The sequence below is a fragment of the Pseudomonas iridis genome (genome assembly GCF_017980685.1).
Lineage (GTDB): Bacteria > Pseudomonadota > Gammaproteobacteria > Pseudomonadales > Pseudomonadaceae > Aquipseudomonas > Aquipseudomonas iridis.
Map to the genome: position 1 here is coordinate 51,375 of NZ_JACXXO010000017.1, position 18,120 is coordinate 69,494.

The 18,120-nt window shown below is 59.4% G+C and carries 16 protein-coding genes and 1 pseudogene; 8 read left to right on the forward strand and 9 right to left on the reverse strand.

All coding sequences use genetic code 11. The features are described from left to right. Window positions 1–6: 6 nt before the first annotated feature. Window positions 7–870 carry a universal stress protein gene (locus tag IEQ42_RS22385; protein ID WP_042559627.1) on the reverse strand — a complete coding sequence of 288 codons (864 nt, stop codon included), beginning with the start codon at window positions 868–870 and terminating at the stop codon, window positions 7–9. Window positions 871–1,029: 159 nt separating this feature from the next. Here IEQ42_RS22385 and IEQ42_RS22390 point away from each other — a divergent pair, with 159 nt between their 5' ends. The 3 genes from IEQ42_RS22390 to IEQ42_RS22400 all read left to right on the forward strand — a co-directional run bounded on the left by IEQ42_RS22390 (window position 1,030) and on the right by IEQ42_RS22400 (window position 3,879). After that, on the forward strand, window positions 1,030–1,638 hold the full coding sequence (locus IEQ42_RS22390) for a MiaE family protein (RefSeq protein ID WP_042559626.1): 609 nt from the start codon (window positions 1,030–1,032) through the stop codon (window positions 1,636–1,638). 246 nt (window positions 1,639–1,884) lie between these two features. Next, the gene (locus IEQ42_RS22395; protein WP_210705348.1) at window positions 1,885–2,592 is read left to right on the forward strand and encodes a response regulator; all 708 of its coding nucleotides are present in this window, start codon (window positions 1,885–1,887) and stop codon (window positions 2,590–2,592) included. Beyond that, a complete protein-coding gene (locus tag IEQ42_RS22400; protein WP_210705271.1) occupies window positions 2,593–3,879 on the forward strand; it encodes an ATP-binding protein in 1,287 nt (428 codons plus the stop codon). Between the two features lie 313 nt (window positions 3,880–4,192). Here the strand turns inward: IEQ42_RS22400 and IEQ42_RS27815 are convergent. Next, a pseudogene (locus IEQ42_RS27815) lies at window positions 4,193–4,300 on the reverse strand (GFA family protein); the annotation flags it as partial. 139 nt (window positions 4,301–4,439) lie between these two features. On the opposite strand from IEQ42_RS27815, the gene glsB reads away from it, so the two are divergent. Further along, the gene (glsB, locus tag IEQ42_RS22410; protein ID WP_210705275.1) at window positions 4,440–5,348 is read left to right on the forward strand and encodes a glutaminase B; all 909 of its coding nucleotides are present in this window, start codon (window positions 4,440–4,442) and stop codon (window positions 5,346–5,348) included. Window positions 5,349–5,549: 201 nt separating this feature from the next. Beyond that, window positions 5,550–7,052 (forward strand): aldehyde dehydrogenase family protein, encoded by a 1,503-nt coding sequence (locus tag IEQ42_RS22415; RefSeq protein WP_210705276.1) that lies wholly within the window; start codon window positions 5,550–5,552, stop codon window positions 7,050–7,052. 108 nt (window positions 7,053–7,160) lie between these two features. On the opposite strand, the gene IEQ42_RS22420 is transcribed toward IEQ42_RS22415, so the two are convergent. Together IEQ42_RS22420 and cynS are read right to left on the reverse strand one after the other, a co-directional pair. Next, window positions 7,161–7,814, reverse strand: a complete 654-nt coding sequence (locus IEQ42_RS22420) for a carbonic anhydrase (RefSeq protein ID WP_210705277.1) — start codon at window positions 7,812–7,814, stop codon at window positions 7,161–7,163. Window positions 7,815–7,874: 60 nt separating this feature from the next. Further along, complete coding sequence (cynS, locus tag IEQ42_RS22425; protein WP_042559621.1) at window positions 7,875–8,342, reverse strand: cyanase; 468 nt, start codon at window positions 8,340–8,342, stop codon at window positions 7,875–7,877. A 121-nt stretch (window positions 8,343–8,463) separates the two neighbouring features. Between cynS and cynR the strand changes: the two genes are divergently transcribed. Then, complete coding sequence (cynR, locus tag IEQ42_RS22430; protein WP_210705278.1) at window positions 8,464–9,351, forward strand: transcriptional regulator CynR; 888 nt, start codon at window positions 8,464–8,466, stop codon at window positions 9,349–9,351. Between the two features lie 232 nt (window positions 9,352–9,583). Here cynR and IEQ42_RS22435 read toward each other — a convergent pair whose 3' ends face one another. The 3 genes from IEQ42_RS22435 to IEQ42_RS22445 all read right to left on the reverse strand — a co-directional run bounded on the left by IEQ42_RS22435 (window position 9,584) and on the right by IEQ42_RS22445 (window position 12,921). After that, window positions 9,584–9,913, reverse strand: coding sequence for a hypothetical protein (locus IEQ42_RS22435; RefSeq protein WP_150592228.1), 330 nt, complete (start codon window positions 9,911–9,913; stop codon window positions 9,584–9,586). Between the two features lie 509 nt (window positions 9,914–10,422). Further along, entirely contained in the window at window positions 10,423–10,926 is a 504-nt protein-coding gene (locus IEQ42_RS22440; protein ID WP_210705279.1) for a GNAT family N-acetyltransferase, read from the reverse strand. 48 nt (window positions 10,927–10,974) lie between these two features. Beyond that, a complete protein-coding gene (locus IEQ42_RS22445) occupies window positions 10,975–12,921 on the reverse strand; it encodes a DNA topoisomerase III (protein WP_210705280.1) in 1,947 nt (648 codons plus the stop codon). Window positions 12,922–13,173: 252 nt separating this feature from the next. Between IEQ42_RS22445 and IEQ42_RS22450 the strand changes: the two genes are divergently transcribed. Continuing rightward, complete coding sequence (locus tag IEQ42_RS22450; RefSeq protein ID WP_150615313.1) at window positions 13,174–13,542, forward strand: DUF427 domain-containing protein; 369 nt, start codon at window positions 13,174–13,176, stop codon at window positions 13,540–13,542. A gap of 55 nt (window positions 13,543–13,597) precedes the next feature. On the opposite strand, the gene IEQ42_RS22455 is transcribed toward IEQ42_RS22450, so the two are convergent. Together IEQ42_RS22455 and IEQ42_RS22460 are read right to left on the reverse strand one after the other, a co-directional pair. Continuing rightward, window positions 13,598–15,220 carry an MFS transporter gene (locus tag IEQ42_RS22455; protein WP_210705281.1) on the reverse strand — a complete coding sequence of 541 codons (1,623 nt, stop codon included), beginning with the start codon at window positions 15,218–15,220 and terminating at the stop codon, window positions 13,598–13,600. A 175-nt stretch (window positions 15,221–15,395) separates the two neighbouring features. Further along, window positions 15,396–17,042 (reverse strand): GMC family oxidoreductase, encoded by a 1,647-nt coding sequence (locus tag IEQ42_RS22460; protein ID WP_210705282.1) that lies wholly within the window; start codon window positions 17,040–17,042, stop codon window positions 15,396–15,398. A 132-nt stretch (window positions 17,043–17,174) separates the two neighbouring features. Here IEQ42_RS22460 and IEQ42_RS22465 point away from each other — a divergent pair, with 132 nt between their 5' ends. Then, window positions 17,175–18,059 carry a LysR family transcriptional regulator gene (locus tag IEQ42_RS22465; RefSeq protein WP_210705283.1) on the forward strand — a complete coding sequence of 295 codons (885 nt, stop codon included), beginning with the start codon at window positions 17,175–17,177 and terminating at the stop codon, window positions 18,057–18,059. Window positions 18,060–18,120 lie beyond the last annotated feature (61 nt).

Here is an 18,120-nt window from a genome sequence, read left to right on the forward strand (position 1 = left end):
TGATCTTTATTGTTTTACCGCCAACTCCACCAGATGATCCTCAACCTCCTGCGGCTTGAGCACCAGCACATCACTCTCCAGCGCATCCAGTATCACTTCGGCCGTATTCCCGATCAACGCACCTGACAATCCGGAACGCGCGACGGTGCCAATCACCGTGACGGCTGCCTGCAGCTTGTGGGCCATAAACGGAATCAACACATCCGCCGGACCTTCCTCGATATGCAGGTGCGCGTCATCAACGTCGAACTCGGCTTGAAATGCCCGGCATTGCTCGCGATATCGCGCTGCGATGGTTTCGCTGAGCTGCAACGTCGGGTCGGCCGCCGACAGCATCGGCGACGGGTGGGCGCTGATCACGTGCAGATGCGCCTTGGCCAGGCTGGCAATGTCATAGCCGTGATCGATGATCGTCGTGTGCAGATGCCGATGCTCCCCATCGGTATTTCCTACGTCGATCGCCGCCAGAATCACCTTGTCCTTCCACGAAGTTGAGGTTTTCACCAGCAGCACCGGTGTAGGGCAGTGACGCAGCAGTTTCCAGTCGGCGGGTGTCAGCAGCGCTTTTTTCAACGAGCTGTCGGGGAAATGCTGTTTGATCACCAGCCCGCAACCTTCGGCTTGCTGCACATCGATGATGGTTTCGTGCAGGCTCTCGTTCCATGCCTGTTCGGTGGTCACGCTGTAACCGTCCGCCAGCAGCGCGGTTTTGAGCACGCTGAGCATGCCGGCGTGATCATGCTTCCTGTCGCACACCAGCAGGTGCAAATGGGCCTGGGTCACGCCAGCGATCAGTTTGGCGCGCTTGAGCGCCAGGCTTTCCGAATGTTCGGGTTCGATGACCACCAGAATGCTGCGAATGGCTTGCATGAGCGGAGTCTCCAACAAAGAAAAGGCACGGCGTTGCACAACTATAGTTGCTGCTTGAACACCTGCGACTTGATGCATATCAACGCCAGCCGCTGGTGGTCTGTCCGCAGGCCGGTATAATCGGCGCCCTTCGCTCGAACACCTTTTGCCGTGAGCCCCATGATCCTTCCCGAAATCCACGAATTCCTTGGCTGCCGCACCCCTGACGCCTGGGTCCAGGCCGCACTGGCCGATCAGGAAACCCTGCTGATTGACCACAAGAACTGCGAGTTCAAGGCTGCCAGCACCGCGCTTAGCCTGATAGCCAAGTACCATTCCCACGTCGACCTCATCAACATGATGTCGCGTCTGGCCCGGGAAGAACTGGTGCACCACGAACAAGTCATGCGCCTGATGAAACGCCGCAAGATCGAACTGCGCCAGCTCCACGCCGGCCGCTACGCTTCGAGCCTGCGCAAAGTGGTGCGCAGCCACGAGCCGGTGAAGCTGGTGGATACTTTGGTGGTCGGCGCGTTTATCGAAGCGCGCAGTTGCGAGCGTTTCGAAGCACTGGTGCCGCATTTGGACGAAGAACTCGGCAAGTTCTACTTTGGTCTGCTGAAAAGCGAGGCTCGGCATTTTCAGGGTTATCTGAAACTGGCTTATCAATATGGTGAGGCGAAGGATGTTGCGCAGGTGGTCGAAAGAGTTCGCGCCGCCGAGCAGGAATTGATCGAATCGCCGGATACGGAATTCCGCTTCCACAGTGGCGTGCCTGCCGCTGTATAACCTTGTGAACCTGTCTATGTAGGAGCTGCCGAAGGCTGCGATCTTTTGATCTTGCTTCTAAAATCAAAATCAAAAGATCGCAGCCTGCGGCAGCTCCTGCAGGGAAACTGTTAAAAACTCTTAAGAGTATGAAACATCACCGAAAACCGGCCCCGGCGGCCGGTTTTTGCTGCCCGCGATAAACGTCTTGCCCCTGAATGCCGCCATAATGCGGCCCATTTCACAGACGGTTGGCAGATGGTCGTTATGGATAACCTGGGTTTTGGCAAAGTCCTGCTGGTGGAAGACGATGAGCGCCTCGCCACGCTGATCGCACACTTCCTCGAACAACATGGCTACGAGGTGCGCACGGTGCATCGCGGTGATTTGGCCGTGGCGGCTTTTCTGGAGTTCAGACCCAAGGTCGTGGTGCTCGACCTGATGCTGCCGGGGCAGAGCGGTCTGCATGTGTGCCGGGAAATACGCAGTGTGTCGGACACGCCGATTGTCATCCTGACGGCCAAGGAAGACGACCTCGATCATATTCTCGGCCTGGAGTCCGGTGCCGATGACTACGTGATCAAACCGATCAAGCCGCCGGTGCTGCTGGCCCGATTGCGCGCCTTGCAGCGCCGGCAGGTGCCGGACAACAGTGTGGTGCATTTCCTCGAATTCGGTCAGTTGAGCATCGATCGCAGTTGTCGCGAAGTGCGATTGGCAGGCGAGATCATCGAACTGACCACCATGGAGTTCGAGCTGCTGTGGCTGCTGGCCAGTGCCGCCGGCAATACGCTGTCGCGCGATGACATCCTCAATCGCATGCGCGGTATTGCCTTTGATGGGCTTAACCGCAGCGTCGACGTGTACATCAGCAAGTTGCGCAACAAGCTCAAGGACAATCCCCGCGAACCGGTGTGCATCAAGACCGTGTGGGGCAAAGGTTATCTGTTCAATCCGTTTGCGTGGGAGTTGTAGATGCTGCGGTTATTCCTCGGGCTGTTTCTGGTGATGACGGTCGGTCTGGTACTGGCGTTGCAGACTGTCGAACACACTTTCAACGCGTTGCTCGACAACCAGATGCAGGCCTACAACCGCGAGGCGGTGCGCGGTCAGGCGTGGTCATTGGTTGACCATTTGCGCGGACGCCAGGGCGCCGATCGTGAGCAGAAACTGGAGAGCTTGCGGCCGCATTACGGCCTGTCACTGAAACTAGTCGAGGCCGATCAACTGGCCCTGACGCCAGAGGAAAAAGCCCAGTTGGCGCAGAATGTGTTGGTGATCCGCGACAGCTACACCCAGTTCATCAGCAACATCGACGGCGGTTCGCAGGTGCTCAGCATCAAACTCCCGCCAGAACCGAGCCTGATGCCGTTCTACATCGCCGCGGCTTACGGGATGCTGGCGGTGTTGATCGGCATCGTCCTGTTTTTCTGGGTGCGCCCGCACTGGCGTGACCTGGAGAAGCTGCGTCTGGCGGCAGAGCGTTTTGGCGACAACGATCTGTCGGCACGCATTCAGTTGTCCAAACGCTCGAACATCCGCGATCTGGCCGAGCACTTCAATTTGATGGCGGCGCGCATCGAAGGCCTGATCGCCAATCAGCGCGAACTGACCAACGCCGTCTCTCATGAGCTGCGCACGCCGATTGCGCGGCTGTCGTTCGAACTCGACCAGCTCAAGCAGTTGCCGGACGCCAGTCAGAACCGCGAGCTGATTGCCGACATGTACGCCGACCTTGGCGAGTTGGAGGAAATGGTTTCGGAACTGCTCACTTACGCCAGCCTTGAGCGGGGGGCGACGGTGATCAAGCGCGAGAACATACAAGCGGCCAATTGGCTCGACAGCGTCGTCGGCAGCGTGGCGCTGGAGGCGGAAGCGGCGGGAGTGCAGTTGTTGATCGGCGAGTGCCGGCTCGACACGGTGCGCATCGAACCGCGCTTCATGGCGCGGGCGGTGATCAACCTGCTGCGCAATGCCATTCGCTATGCCGAGCAGCGCGTGGAAGTGACGCTGGTGCGCACCGGGGACTGTTACGAAGTGCAGGTCAACGACGACGGGCCCGGCGTGCCGGTGCATGGCCGGGAGAAGATTTTCGAACCGTTCTCGCGGCTGGATGCCAGCCGCGATCGGCGTACCGGTGGTTTTGGATTGGGGCTGGCGCTGGTGCGGCGGGTGTCGCAGTCCCATGGCGGACAGGTTGAAGTCGGCGATTCGCCGTGGGGTGGAGCATCGTTTCGGATGACGTGGGCGCATCTGGATTAATGCTGTTGGCTGTACTGGCCTTATCGCTGGCAAGCCAGCTCCCACAGGATTTGTGTTGCTCCCGGGATGAGCGCACACCACCGAACGTTGCAGAAGTGAGCCATTATTCAGCAGCTGTTACACCACACATCCCTGTGGGAGCTGGCTTGCCGGCGATGAGGCCGGCATCTGCAACATCGATGTCGACGGGTTCACCGCTATCGCCGGCAAGCCAGCTCCCACAGGGGATAAAGGCGACTTCCGAAAATATTTATCGGGTCAGCCCGAGGCGTTCATGCCATTGGGCGATGGACTCTTCGGGGTAACGCTCGAATTGAATCTTGCGGCAGATCGAGCAATAGCAGCGTTGATAAGGGTAGGGGTGGGCACTGGTGAGGCTGAACGAAACCTCGCCGCAATGGCAGGAGCCTTCGAGGTGCATGGGCGCTCTCCGATAGCAGGGTTGAACACTTGAGCCTAGATCATTCTGCCGGGTGCCTGCCGGTGTGATTCGACGCGTGCCCGCAGCGTCTAGCCCCTGTGTCCCCGCAATCCCATGGGGCGAGACTTCGGAACCCGGCATGCAAGCGCTGTTGAACGAGATCCTTGACGCTGTCCGGCCGCTGATCGGGCAGGGCAAGGTGGCTGACTATATTCCCGCTCTCGGCACCGTGCCGGCCAATCAATTGGGCATCGCCGTGTACGGCAATGATGGCGAGATGTATTGCGCTGGCGACGCCGCAACGCCGTTTTCGGTGCAGAGTATTTCCAAGGTGTTCAGCCTGGTGCAGGCCATTGATCATTCTGGCGAAGCGATCTGGGAACGCCTTGGCCATGAGCCGTCCGGTCAGCCGTTCAACTCGCTGGTGCAGCTGGAATTCGAGCGCGGGCGCCCACGCAACCCGTTCATCAACGCTGGTGCGCTGGTGATCTGCGACATCAACCAGTCGCGTTTCGCCGCACCGACCCTGTCGATGCGTGACTTCGTCCGGCGTCTGTCGGGCAACCCGCAGATCATGATCGACGGCAAAGTCGCCGACTCCGAATATCAGCATCGCGCGCGCAATGCGGCGATGGCTTACCTGATGCAGTCCTTCGGCAATTTCCACAACGACGTCGAAGCGGTGCTGCGCAGTTACTTCAGCCACTGCGCCCTGCGCATGAACTGCATCGATCTGGCCCGAGCGTTTTGCTTCCTGGCCAATGACGGTTATTGCAAACACAGCGGTGAACAGATTCTGACTCGGCGTCAGACTCAGCAGGTCAACTCGATCATGGCCACCAGTGGTCTGTACGACGAGGCGGGCAACTTCGCCTATCGCGTCGGTCTGCCGGGGAAAAGCGGCGTCGGCGGCGGGATCGTCGCGGTAGTGCCGGGGCAATTCACGGTGTGCGTGTGGTCGCCAGAGCTGAATGCCGCGGGCAATTCGCTGGCGGGGATGGCGGCGCTGGAGATGCTCAGTTCGCGGATTGGCTGGTCGGTGTTTTAACCCTATAGCACGAACGCTGAAAAAAACTGTGGGAGCTGGCTTGCCAGCGATGGCGGCGGATCAGGCAACATCAATTTTGAATGTGTCGGCCTCATCGCTGGCAAGCCGGCGCCCACAGGGTTGGTCATGTTTGCAGAAGGTGTATTTCAGCGAAGAATCCTATACATTTTCCGACCGCCCTCTGCATGGTGAATCCGCTTCATGTCTCTTGCGCTCGAACGTCTAGTCGCTGGCACGCCGATCCCTTTCGCTGGTAACCGCGTCACCGTGGTCAGCCCCGAACTGGCTGCGCGTTTTCAGCCCGGTGACCACCTTTTGGTGGAGCAGGTGAGTGGCGAGTTATTGCTGATTCCGGTGGTGGATCAACAAGCGGCCTCGATCGCGATCGAGCGCGCGGCTGCGGCGTTTAGCGCATTGTCGGCGGTGTCGGACGAGGCGATCAGCCGATTTTTCGATCTGTTCGCGCAACGTCTGGAAACCGCCGAATGCTGGGCGCAGATCGAAGCCGCCAACCTCACCGATATCGAGCGTGCCAAGGCTCGCGGGCGCTCCACCACACGGCTGCTCGCCGATGAGCGCATGCGCCGCGACATGATTGCCGGTCTGCGGGCCTGGCGTGATGCGCCGCCGACGCGCGGCAAAGTCATCAGCAGCGTCGAGCACGACGGCTGGAAGGTCGAGCAAGTGGTTTCGCCGCTGGGGATTGTCGCGTTTGTCTTCGAAGGTCGACCGAATGTATTTGCCGATGCTGCCGGGGTACTGCGCACCGGCAACACTGCGGTGCTGCGCATTGGCAGTGATGCGTTGGGCACGGCGCAAGCCATCGTCACTCACGCTTTGAACCCGGCGCTGGCGGTGGCCGGTCTTCCGGCCGGGGCTGTGTCGTTGGTGGAGAGCGTCAATCACGCAGCCGGTTGGGCGATGTTTGCCGATCGGCGCCTGTCGCTGGCGGTGGCTCGCGGATCGGGACGTGCGGTCAGTCAGTTGGGCAGCATTGCGCAGCAGGCGGGGACTGCGGTCAGCCTACATGGCACCGGCGGTGCGTGGTTGGTTGCCGATCGAGACGCTGACGCTCAGCGCTTCGCGGCAGTGGTGCGCAACTCGCTGGATCGCAAGGTCTGCAACACCCTGAATGTCTGCCTGATTCAGCGCGAACGTGCTGCTGAACTGGTGCCGCTGTTCCTTGATGCGTTGCAACAGGCCGGCAACGCACGCGGGCAGGGCTGCAAGTTGCACATCGTCGAAGGCAGTGAAAACTGCCTGCCGACCGAATGGCAGAACGCGACGGTGCAGGTTTATCGCGCCGAGGGTTATCAGACTGAAGCACTGGCCGAACCACTGGCGGAATCTGCGTTGGGCCGCGAGTGGGAATGGGAGGAAACGCCGGAAGTCAGCCTGATGATCGTTGAAGATCTGGATCAGGCGATTGCGCTGTTCAACCGTTATAGCCCGCAATTCACCGTGTCGCTGATCAGTGAAAGTGCGCAGGTTCAGGAGCGTTTTTACAACGCAGTCAACGCGCCGTTCGTGGGCAACGGCATCACCCGTTGGGTCGATGGCCAATACGCCCTGAACAAGCCGGAACTGGGGCTTTCGAACTGGGAGAGCGGGCGGTTGTTTGCGCGCAGTGCGATCCTTTCGGGGGATGGGGTGTTTACCGTGCGCAGTCGCATGACTCAAATTGATCTCACCGTAAAACGCTGAACGGCATACCTTGTGTAGGAGCTGCCGCAGGCTGCGATCTTTTGATTTTGGTTTTTTAAAAGCAAGATCAAACGATCGCAGTCTTCGGCAGCTCCTACAGGCGTCTATTCAGGCAGCGGCTTTTGCTTGAACTGCGCAAACTGCCGGTTGCTCGGCCAGCGGTACAAAGGTGCGGCGGTCCGACGACAACGCATCAATCGAGCCAGTCTCGATGTCGTACACCCAGCCATGCAAATTCAGCAGGCCTTTCTCCTGCGCCAGGCGCACACTCGGATGGGTCTGGATATTCGCCAGTTGCGCGATCACGTTTTCGCGCACCATCGAACTCAATTTCGCCGCGTCACTGGCATGCGGCCGCGCCTCATTCACCACTTTCGCCGACTCGGCATGCTGCAGCCAACCGCTGACGGCGGGCAGGTGATCCATGCATTTGCACTGGGCAATCGCCGTCATCGCACCGCAGTCAGAATGGCCGCAGATCAAAATGTCGGTGACGCCGAGCACCGCCACGGCGTATTCCACCGTCGCCGAAACCCCACCCGGATGCGGGCTGTAGGACGGCACGATATTGCCGGCATTGCGGATCACAAACAGTTCGCCGGGTTCTTGCTGGGTCAGCAGTTCCGGCACGACACGGCTGTCGGAACAGGTGATGAATAATGTGCCGGGCTGTTGGGTGGTCGCCAGGTGTTTGAACAGTTCGGTGCGTTGCGGGAAGGCTTCGTTCTGGAACTTCAGGAAACCGTCGATCAGGGCTTTCATGTGCATGTCCTCTTCAATGGAGATCGGTGGGCCCGCACGCGAGGTGCGGGCCGGGGCGCATCAGAACGGACGCAGGGGCAGGAACTTGCCGTCGAGGGTGACCACGGCGCGGGAACCGCCTTCCGGGTCTTCGACTTTCTTGATGTCCAGTTTGAAGTTGATCGCGCTGATGATGCCGTCGCCGAATTGCTCATGAACCAGGGCTTTGAGGGTGGTGCCGTAGATCTGGATCATCTCGTGGAAACGGTAGATGGTCGGATCGGTCGGCACACCGCTGAGGCTGCCGCGCAGCGGGATGATTTGCATCGCCGATACATCGGCTGCATCCAGCTCGAGTTTGTCGCCGACCACTTGGGCAGCGTTTTCCGGCAGTGGATGCTGGCCGAGCAGGGCGGCGGTGACGAACGCCAGGCTCAGGCCGGTACCGTCGGTGAGATCCTGCCACGACAGATTTTTGCGTGCCTTGGCGTCGAGAATGCGGGTGGTCAGGGCCAGGCTGGTGTCGTTGTAGGCGTGGGACTGTTGCATGGTGTCACTCCTTTCAGGGGTTGGCTTGCTGTGTGGGATTGATCTTCTGCCGATTGGCCCATAGCGTCCAAGACCCATATACAATGCTTTGCATAAGCCCTGCCTATAGATGGTCTGCCCGATGCTGTTAAGACATTTGCGTTATCTGCTCGCCGTTGCCGATCACGGCGGCTTCACCCGCGCTGCTGAAGCGCTGCATGTGTCACAGCCGACGCTGTCACAACAGATTCGCCAGCTCGAGGAAACCCTGGGGGTGAACCTGTTTGATCGCACCTCACGATCGGTCAAGCCGACCGATGCCGGCGAGGCCTATATCGAATGCGCGCGGCGGGTGCTGGTGGAGCTGGAGGCGGGCAAGCGGGCGCTGCATGACGTGAAGGATCTGTCGCGTGGCACCTTGCGTCTGGCCATGACGCCGACGTTCATGGCGTATCTGGTCGGGCCGCTGGTACGCGACTACATGGCGCGATTTCCGGGGATTCATCTGGAAATTTTCGAGTTGTCGATGGATGACATTGAGGCGGGGCTGGCGGATGACTCTCTGGATATCGCCATTGCCTTCACCCCGGTGCGCAATGTGGATATCGAATGTATTCCGGCGTTCACCGAAGCTTTGGGAATCATGGTCGGGCGCGAGCACCCGTTGTACGACAGCACGTTGAGGCTGACACCGGATGACATCGCACAGCTGGATTTTGCCTTGCTGGCGCCTGACTACATCACGCGCTTATCGGTGGATGAGTATTTCCGTCAGCACGGCATCACGCCCAAGGTGCGTATTGAAGTGAATTCGGTCAGTACGCTGCTGGAGGTGGTGCGCCATTCGCCGACTGCGACGATGTTGCCGGAGGCGATTGCGACTGAGGATCGCGCCTTGCGCAGGCTGCGGGTAGAAAGCGAAGCGCCGCAGCGAGGGGCGGCGTTGTTGCGGCGCAGGAATAATTATCACAGTGCGGCGGCGGAGGCGTTTGTGGAACTGGTGTTGAGCATGGGAAGCCCCTCACCCTAACCCTCTCCCGTAGGGAGAGGGGACTGACCGAGGTGTTTGTAGCTCATGCGCCGACCTGAGATATTCAAGTTTAATGTAGATCAAACGAACAACGGCGATCGACTCCCTCTACCTCCGGGAGAGGGCTGGGGTGAGGGGATAGATTGAACTAACACTACAAAGCTCACGCCACACGCAAAAAAGGGCCTGCTCCATCGCTGGAAGCAGGCCCTCTTGTTATTTAAGTTGTAAATCAGCAGAACCGATCAATCACCCGAACTTCATTCTTGTTCTGCATCGAGTCCCACGCCTGTTTCAGCGTCTGCAGAACATTACCGATGAAGTCCTTGTCGGCCGCGGCTTTTTTGCCGACATAACCTTGGCCGCGGCGGTACATCTTCAGGCGGGCCAGCAGGTTCTGATTGTTGCGGTCGAACTCTTCTTCGCCAGCGTGGGGCGTCAGGCAGTCGATATGCACCTGGCCCGATTTGCTGATCCAGAGAATATGGCTGTCGAGGCTGTCTTTTTGCGCAGCGAACATACGAGCCAATTCTTCGACAGTAGGTTGATTGTTCAGATTCATGATTTTGCCCCTTGACCAGTTTGGTGATCTTTCTAAGTTGATTCGCTAATACAGGTAGCCCATCGGTTAGTTGATCCCTGGCACCGAAACCAGGACGTCAGCGGTCGCCCGTTTGAAATACGGGGTCGTGCATCTGTTGCATGTAGTCGTGTTGAATAACTGCTACGCGATAGCGTCACAACGAGGAGAAGCAGCGAAAACCGGGAGGCCCTTGTCGACGTTTTCAGGGTCGACCACAAGCGTCTTGAGAATTTTCGCCAGCGCTTCTCGTCCTTGTACTGGACGTTCAGGCCAGGTCAGCTTCTTCAATCTGCCTTGTGGGCAGCGTGTATCCGGAAAAAACAACTCGGCGGTCAGACGAGTTTGCTCAAGCGTGTTACCCGTGTTCCCGATCGGGGAACGTCTTCATCATGCAAAAGCAAAACGACGCCGTCAACGGTTTTGTAGTGATTATTTTTGAGCACTACATATTGTCGGACAAAGCTGTTTTGGAATGAGAACGGATCCGTTCAGGCAACGGAAACGGGGCTGCGCAGGGTGTAGAAGGTGCACGGGTAGCCGTCTACATCGCGGTGGCTCAAGGTGAATTCGACGCCGACCAATTCCGGCATCAGCCTGGCCCAGAAGCGTTGTGCAGGCAGGTTGGCGTCGATATGGAAAATCTGCCACCGACCGGGGATTTGGCTCAAGAGGGTAGAGACGACAAACTGCGCGACGCCTTGGCCACGCATGCGCCGGGTGACGAAGAAGTAGCCGATATTGAATTCGGCGCCGTCGATGTGGGTTTCTTCATCCACCGTGATGAAGCCGGCGAGTTCGCCATCGACGCGGATCAGAAAAGGTCGGGTGGCCGGATGGCGCCAGTAAGCGTCTTCTGGCTGGAGGGCGAAGAAGCCATGCCCAGCGAGCTTCAGCGGTAGCCATTCGCTGAAGTCGTACATGTAGAACTGCATCAGGTTTTCGATGATTTGCAGTTCGTCACGCTGGGCGGGGTGGAGTTCGATGTCAGGCATGCTTTGGGTTCCTGAGGGTGATGAACCTTTCAGGAACAGTAGCGCGTTTTACTTTTTGGCTGCCGGTTTCGCCGTGCGTTTGGTTGTGCCGGTTGATTTGCTACGCGTCGATTTGCGCTTGTTCTTCCACGGCGTAGCAGCCTTGCCGGCAGGCGGTGGGCCGCTGATGGTCAGGCTCAGGCCGGAACAGCGAGTTACCTGCTTGCTCATCCACGCCGCTTGCTTGGTGACGAATTCTTCCAGACTCATCTCACCGCTCTGCACCATGTCCAGCGCCTGCTCCCAGATCGCCGTGGTGCCGGGGTCGGCAATCGCTCGGGGGACGGCGTCGATCAGACTGAACGCCGCCGGTGTTGCCGCAAGTGCCTTGCCGTTTTTCACCAGATAACCGCGATCGAGCAAACCCTGAATGATCGATGCACGGGTCGCTTCGGTGCCGATGCCGGTGGTGTCCTTGAGCTTCTGTTTGAGCAGCGGATCTTCCACCAGTTTGGCAACGTTCTTCATCGCCTTGATCAGATCGCCTTCGGTGTAGGGCTTGGGTGGCTGCGTCCACAAATCCTTGAGCTTCACATCAGCAACGGCGCAATCGATACCTTGGCCAAGCGTCGGCAAGGTTTGCGGTGCCGGTGCTTCACGGCCCTTGGTCGGTGCCAGTGCCTCGGGCAGTGCGCGCTTCCAGCCCGGTTCGATGATCTGTTTGCCGACGGCACGCAACGCTTCACCGGCGCAATCGAAATCAGCCTGGGTGCGGTCGTATTCGTGGTTGGGTAGAAACTGCGCCAGATACCGCGCGCGGATGAGTGTGTAGACCGCGCGGTGCTTGCCCGTCAGGCGTTCAAGGTTTTTCGCCGCAGCGGTCGGGATGATGCCGTGGTGCGCGGTGACCTTGCTGTCGTTCCACGCCCGGGAGCGACGTTGCGGCTCGAGAAAGCCTTGCAGCGCTTCGAGGCTCGGGTCGGCCTGACGCAATGCCGCGAGAATCCCCGGTGCCTCACCGTGCTGGCTCAGCGGCAGAAAACCGCAATCGCTGCGCGGATAGGTGACGACTTTGTAGGTTTCGTAGAGTGCCTGGGCGATGTCGAGGGTTTCCTGCGCACCGAGGCCGAGTTTTTTCGAGCAGACTTCCTGCAACGTACCGAGGTCGAAGGGCAGGGGCGCCACTTCACGCATGCGCTCGGTGCGTAGCTTGACGACCCGAGCAGTGGCGGCGCTACCGATCGCGGCGGCTGCTTGTTGCGCGAGTGCCTGATTCAAACAACGATCCTGATCATCACAGACGTCCGACGGCGCGCGCCATTGTGCGGTAAACGGCGTGCCGTTGTGCAGCAGTTGCACGTCGATCGCCCAAAACGGCACCGGCACGAAGTCGGCGATGCTGCGATCGCGATCCACCACCAGGCGCAATGTCGGCGTCTGTACTCGACCGACCGGCAACACACCTTGATAGCCCGACTGCCGACCGAGCAGGGTGAACAGGCGGCTCATGTTCATGCCGATCAGCCAATCCGCCCGGGAGCGGCCCAGTGCCGAGTGATACAGGCTGAACGTCTCGGCACCTGGCTTTAACGCGGCCAGGGACTTGCGAATCGACGCCTCGTCCAGTGCCGACAGCCACAAGCGGCGGATCGGCCCGCGATAGCGGCAATGCTCGACCAGTTCCCGGGCAATCATCTCGCCCTCACGGTCGGCGTCGGTGGCGATGATCAGTTCGCTGGCCTCGCCGAGCAGGCGTTTGACGGCTTTGTACTGACTGGCGGTTCGCGGCTTGACGGTCATTTTCCATTTGTCCGGAATGATCGGCAGATCCGCCAGTACCCAGCGCTTGTAGCGTGCGTCGTAGGCGTCCGGCGGAGCGGTTTCCAGCAAATGGCCGATGCACCAGGTCACCGTGACGTCTGTTCCCAGCCAGCAGCCGTCGCCCCGGCGCCTGGCACCGAGTACGGCCGCAATGTCTTTGGCCTGGGAAGGTTTTTCACAGAGGTACAGCCGCATAACTGCCACGTCGATCAATGTCCGAAGAGGTGCACAGAATGGCCGCACTTACGCCCAAGGGCAACTTTTATCTGTATGGATATACAGATAAAAATCATTGCTGATAATGACCTGCGTGATGCCCGAAAAGCAGCCCTCTCCCTCGGGAGAGTGTTGGGGTGAGGGACTTTTGCCGTTCGGCCGTAATCCCGACCGCATCCGCGGTCATCAGCTATACCTGAACCGGTCTGTTCGCCGTTTTAGGAGAACCTCATGAAAACCTCCGGCCCCAGCCCCGTCATCACCCTCGAACAACTTACAGGTTGCCTGCTGGTGAAATTCCATGGCATCCAGGTCGCCGCATCCTCCCACGCGATGATCCTCAACGAGGCCAACTACCCACCCGTGTACTACGTTCCCCGCGAAGACATCGACGAAAAGTATTTCGCCCGAACCGACCACACCAGTTATTGCCCGTACAAGGGCGACGCCAATTACTTCAGCCTGCAGGTGCCGGGGCATGAGGGGGCGAATGCGGTGTGGACTTACGAGAAACCGAAAATATCGGTCGATCAGATCAAAAACTATGTGGCGTTTTATCCGGATCAGGTGAAGTTTGAGGTGATCAAGGCTGATGCCTGAAAAAAGGGTGGCGAGAGAGCAAGCGCTCTCGCCACCGATGGTTCAGGCGTTAACTTCAGTTCTTGTCCAGATCGATATTCTTCGTCTCCCGCAAAAAGATCAGCCCCACCACCAGGCTCACCCCGGTAATCAACACCGGGTACCACAGCCCATAAAAAATATCCCCGGTGTACACCACCAGCGCGAACGATACCGTTGGCAGAAAACCGCCGAACCAGCCGTTGCCAATGTGGTACGGCAGCGACATCGAGGTGTAGCGGATGCGGGTCGGGAACAGTTCGACCATCAGCGCCGCGAGCGGGCCGTAGCACATGGCGGAGATGATGATCAGCGCCACGATCAGGGCGACGATCATCGGTTTGTTGGTCTGCTGCACATCGGCTTGTTGCGGATAGCCGGCGAGGGTGATTGCGCCGCGTAAGGCAGATTCATCGAAGCCGTCGAGTTTCACGTCGCCAACACTGACCTGTACGGCGCTGCCGGCCGGTGCGGCGGCGCTGGAGTAGGGCAGGCCTTGTTTGACCAGGAAGGTTTTGACCTTGTCGCACGGGCTGTCAAATTTCGCCTTGCCCACCGGGTCGAACTGGAAGGTACACGTCGCAGGGTCGGCCAGCACCGTAATCGGCGCCTGACGGCTGGCCTGATCGATCGCCGGGTTGGCGTAATGCGCGAGGGATTTGAAAATCGGGAAGTACAGCACCGTCGCCAGCAGCAGGCCGAGCATCAGTACCGGTTTGCGTCCGACCTTGTCCGACAGCCAGCCGAAGAAAATGAAGAACGGCGCGCCGATCACCACGCTGATAATCAGCAAGGTGTTGGCCAGCGCCGGATCCATTTTCAGAAACTGGGTGAGGAAGAACAGCACGTAGAATTGCGCTGCGTAGAAGGTCACGGCTTGCCCGGCGTTAATGCTGAACAGCGCGATCAGCACGACTTTGAGGTTTTCCCATTTGCCGAAGGATTCGCGGATCGGCGCCTTCGAGGTTTTGCCTTCCTCTTTCATCTTCAGATAGGCCGGCGACTCGTGCAGGCTCAGGCGAATCCAGGTGGAAATGCCCAGCAGCACAATCGACAGCAGGAACGGAATCCGCCAGCCCCACACTTCAAACTGATCGCCAGTGAAATAACGGCAACCGAGCACCACCAGCAGCGACAGCAGCAGGCCTAGGGTCGCGGTGGACTGAATCCAGCTGGTATGGAACCCGCGTTTGCCCATCGGCGCGTGTTCGGCCACGTAGGTTGCGGCGCCGCCGTACTCGCCACCGAGCGCCAGGCCCTGAAGCATGCGCAGCACCACCAGAATGATCGGCGCGGCGATGCCGATGCTGGCGTAGGTCGGCAACAGCCCGACACAGAACGTCGCCACGCCCATCAAAATGATGGTCGCGAGGAAGGTGTATTTACGTCCGATCATGTCCCCCAACCGACCGAACACCAGTGCCCCGAACGGCCGCACGATGAATCCGGCGGCAAACGCCATCAGCGCAAAGATGAACGCCGTGGTGTCGTTGACTCCGGCGAAAAACTGCTTGCTGATCACCGCCGCGAGGGCGCCATAGAGGAAAAAGTCATACCACTCGAACACCGTTCCCAGTGATGAAGCGAAGATGACTTTGCGTGTATCCGGGCTGGTTTGCGCGCTGTACGCGGCGTCCAGCGGCTGAGCGTGTTCTGACATATCGGTATCCCTCACAGTGATTGTTTTTGTTGTTCCACTGGTGTTGCCTGTCCGGGTGCTGCGCGATGCCTTGAATTAACGCGGTTCCCTGTAGGAGCTGCCGAAGGCTGCGATCTTTTGATTTTGTTTTTTACAATCAAAAGCAAGGTCACAAGATCGCAGCCTTCGGCAGCTCCTACAGGGTTTCGGTGAGTTCGGGTTTTTGGGTTTGGCTCCTTTTTTCCGGGTTGAGGATCAGTTGCGCGGCCTTCTCGGCAATCATCAGCGTAGGCGAACAGGTGTTGCCCGAGATGATCCTCGGCATGATCGAGGCGTCGGCAACGCGCAAGCCGGGCACGCCGTGGACGCGCAACTGCGCATCGACCACCGCCTCGCCGTCGTTGCCCATGCGGCAGGTGCCGACCGGATGGAAAATCGTCGTGCCGATCCGCGCCGCCGCTTCGTGCAGTTGCTCTTCGCTTTGCAGGCTGTCGCCCGGCAAATACTCGACCGGTTTGAACGCTTGCAGGGCAGGGGCGCTGACGATGCGTCGGGTCAGGCGGATGGCGTCGGCGGCCACGCGCAGGTCTTCGGGGTGGCTCAGATAATTGGGTTGGATCAGCGGCGCCTCTTGCGGATCCGCCGAGCGAATGTCGATGCGGCCACGGCTCTGCGGACGCAAATCGCACACCGACGCGGTGAAGGCTGGGAAGCTGTGCAACGGCTCGCCAAAGCGCTCCAGCGACAGCGGCTGCACGTGGTATTCAAGATTTGCCGACGTCTGCTCCGGCCCCGATCGGGCAAACGCGCCCAACTGACTCGGCGCCATCGACAACGGCCCGCTGCGGTCGTACAGATAACGCAGGCCCATGCCCATCTTGCCCCACACGCTGCCGGCGATCTGATTGAGGGTGCGGGCGTTTTCCAGTTTGTAGATCAGGCGCAGTTGCAGGTGATCCTGCAGATTACCGCCAACCCCCGGCAACTCATGAATCACGCCAATGCCGAGGCGTTCCAGTAATGGTCGCGGGCCAATCCCGGAGCGCTGCAGAATGCTTGGCGAGCCGACCGAACCGGCGCACAACACGATCTCCTTGCGCGCCTTGAAGCGTTTCACCTGACCTTCGTGACGCGCACTGACAGAAGCGGCGCGGCCGTTCTCAAGCAAAACACGATCGACCTCAACCCCGGTCAGCACCGTCAGATTCGCCCGGTCACGTATCGGTTTGAGAAAGGCTTTGGCCGCGTTCCAGCGCACGCCGGCCTTCTGATTGACCTGAAAGTAGCCGCAACCCTCGTTGTCGCCCTGATTGAAGTCCTCAACAGAGGCAATCCCGCTTTGTTCAGCGGCGCTGCGAAAGGCATCCAGAACCGGCCACGACAAGCGCTGTTGTTCGACCCGCCATTCACCCTTGGCACCGTGAAATTCAGCGCTGCCGGCAAAATGGTTTTCGCTCTGCTTGAACAGCGGCAGCACGTCGTTCCAGGCCCAGCCCGGATTGCCTTCCGCCGCCCAGCTGTCGTAGTCGTTGGCCTGGCCGCGCATGTAGATCATGCCGTTGATGGAAGAACAGCCGCCAAGCACTTTGCCGCGCGGATAGCTCAGGCTGCGACCTTGCAGACCGGGTTGCACTTCAGTCTTGAAGCACCAATCGGTGCGCGGGTTGCCGATGCAGAACAGATAGCCAACGGGGATGTGAATCCAGGCGTAGTTGTCGCGTCCGCCGGCTTCGAGCAGCAACACGCGCTGCTGTGGATCAGCCGACAGCCGATTGGCCAGCAAACACCCGGCGGGGCCCGCGCCGACCACGATGTAATCGTATTCATCGAGGGAAGTCTGCATTCCCTGACCTCGCTTTTTGTTTTTATTGTCGGACACTCTAGTTGTTAGCTTTCGTTAAAAGAATGTTAGTTTTTGCGCAGCCGCTGTGCGTTTTCGAACAGCCTTGATGACCCTCGCTGACAAGGACACTCCATGTTCGACTGGAACGACCTGCGGTTTTTCCTCGAGCTGCAACGCAGCGGACGCTTGCTCACCGCGGCCCGCCGTCTGAACACCACTCACGCTACGGTCGCCCGTCACATCGAGGCCATCGAAAAAAGCCTTGGCACTGCGCTGTTCGTTCAGCACGCCCAAGGCTATGAAATGACCCCGGCCGGGGAAGCGCTGCTAAAGCACGCCGAAGCCATGGAAAACGTCGCGTTGCTGGCCCAGGAAGAAATCACCCAGTCCACCGCACCACTGGGCAAGATTCGCGTCGGTGTCACCGAAGGTCTCGGCGTCAAGTTCCTCGCCAGTCGCATGATCGGTCTGTTCGAACGTTACCCGGGCCTGGAAGTGGAACTGGTCGCGGTGCCGCGCTTCGTCAGCATCCTCAATCGCGAGGCGGAAATCAGCATTCATCTGGAGCGCCCGGCGGCGGACATGCTGGTCACCCGCAAACTCACCGACTACCGCCTCGCGCTGTATGCCAGCCAAAGCTATCTCGACAACGCGCCGCCATTGCGCAGCCGCGAAGACCTCGGGCGGCATGCCTGGATTGGCTATGTCGATGATCTGCTGTTCAGTCAGGAACTGATGTTCCTCAACAGCTTCTGCCGCAGCCCTCGCGTGGTGTTCCATAGCACCAGCGTCATCGCTCAGCAGGAAGCGGCGCGTTCGGGGTTGGGCATCGCCGTATTGCCGTGCTACATGGCGGCCCCCGACCCGGACCTGGTGCCATTGCTGCCGGATGAGAGCATCGAGCGCAGTTACTGGATCAGCACACGAAGGGAATTGCACAAGTCGGTGCGGTTGCGCGTGGTTTGGGATTATGTGGTGGGGTTGTGTGAGGCGGAGCAGGGGGTGTTGCTCGGATAACCCAGCCAACCTGAATTCCCCTGTGGGAGCGAGCCTGCTCGCGAAGGCGTCGTGTCAGTCA